This window comes from Streptomyces prasinopilosus, from assembly GCF_001419695.1.
Taxonomy (GTDB): domain Bacteria; phylum Actinomycetota; class Actinomycetes; order Streptomycetales; family Streptomycetaceae; genus Streptomyces; species Streptomyces prasinopilosus.
Window position 1 is genome coordinate 1 of the sequence record NZ_LIRG01000740.1, and the last position, 1,359, is coordinate 1,359.

2 pseudogenes are annotated in these 1,359 nt (G+C 76.4%); both read left to right on the top strand.

The annotated features are described in order from the left end of the window. A pseudogene (locus tag AOK18_RS25595) lies at positions 1–892 on the top strand (beta-galactosidase domain 3-containing protein); the annotation flags it as partial. A 2-nt stretch (positions 893–894) separates the two neighbouring features. Continuing rightward, positions 895–1,359 (top strand): annotated as a pseudogene (locus AOK18_RS34730) (beta galactosidase jelly roll domain-containing protein); the annotation flags it as partial.

The following is a 1,359-nucleotide window of genomic DNA, read 5'->3' on the forward strand; positions in this document are numbered from 1 at the left end:
CCCCGAGCCCGCCTGGTCCTACGACCGGGGCAGGCTGCACGTGGCCACACCGCTCGGGGTGGGCGGGCTGAGCCGGGTCCTGGTCGAGGGCGGCGACTCCGACACGCCGATGCTGCTCCTGTTCGCCGACGACGCGACCGCCCAGCGGCTGTGGCCCCACGAGACCCCGTCCGGCCCGCTGCTGGTCTACGGCCCGCCGCTGCTGCGGTCGGCCGCGCTGCGCGGCTCCACCGTCCACCTCACCGGCGACGTCACCGGCGAGACCGGCCTGGAGGTGTGGGCACCGCGCGGGATCACCTCCGTGACCTGGAACGGGCGGCCGGTGCGCACCACGGTCAGCAGGGCCGGGTCCCTGGTGATGGAGGGGCTGATGCCCGCCACGCCCGCCCCGTCCCTGCCCGCCCTCACCGGCTGGCGGCGGCGGGCGGAGAACCCCGAGGCCGAGCCGGACTTCGACGACAGCCGGTGGACGGCCGCCGACCGCACCGCCTCCCTCGGCACCACGCCCGTGCCCGCGGGGCAGCCCGTCCTGTCCGCCGACGACTACGGCTTCCACTACGGCGACGTCTGGTACCGCGGGCACTTCGAGGACGCGCGCGGCGCCACGTCGGTGTCCCTGTCCTACAGCACCGGCACCCAGGGGCTGCTGATGGCCTGGCTGGACGGGAAGCCGCTGGGCACGCACCGGATGCCGGTGCCGGACGCGGACACGGCGGACCGGGGGACCTGGACCGCGACCGCGACGTTCCGCGTGCCCGGGAAGCTGCGCCGGCGCGGCGGGCACGTCCTGTCCGTGCTCGTCCGGCGGATGCAGCAGGAGGGGGACGCGGCGGGCGCCGGGGAACCGGCGGCCGGCCGCGGCACGCGCCGGGCGGCCCGCGGACTGACCGGCNNCGCGGGCCGATGAACAACGGCGGCCTGTACGGGGAGCGCGAGGGCTGGCACCTGCCGGGGTACGGCGACGACCGGGACCGCGCCGCCTGGAAGGCCGTGGACCGGCCGGGCGAGGACCGGCGGCGGCAGGGGGTCACCTGGTACCGGACGGAGTTCCGGCTCGACGTCGACCCGGACGTGGACGCGTCGGTCGGCCTCGTCCTCGAGGACGACCCCGGGCGCGCCTACCGCGTCCAGCTCTTCCTCAACGGCTGGAACATGGGCCAGTACATCAACGACGTGGGCCCGCAGCACACCTTCATGCTGCCGAACGGGATCCTGCGCACACGGGGGGCCAACACACTGGCCCTGGCCGTGCTGTCCGACGGGACCACGCCCTCGGGGCCGGGCGAGGTGCGGCTGACCCTGGTGGGCGCGGCGCGCGGCGGAGTGCCGGTGGAGGCGGTGGAGTCACCGGGACGGTGA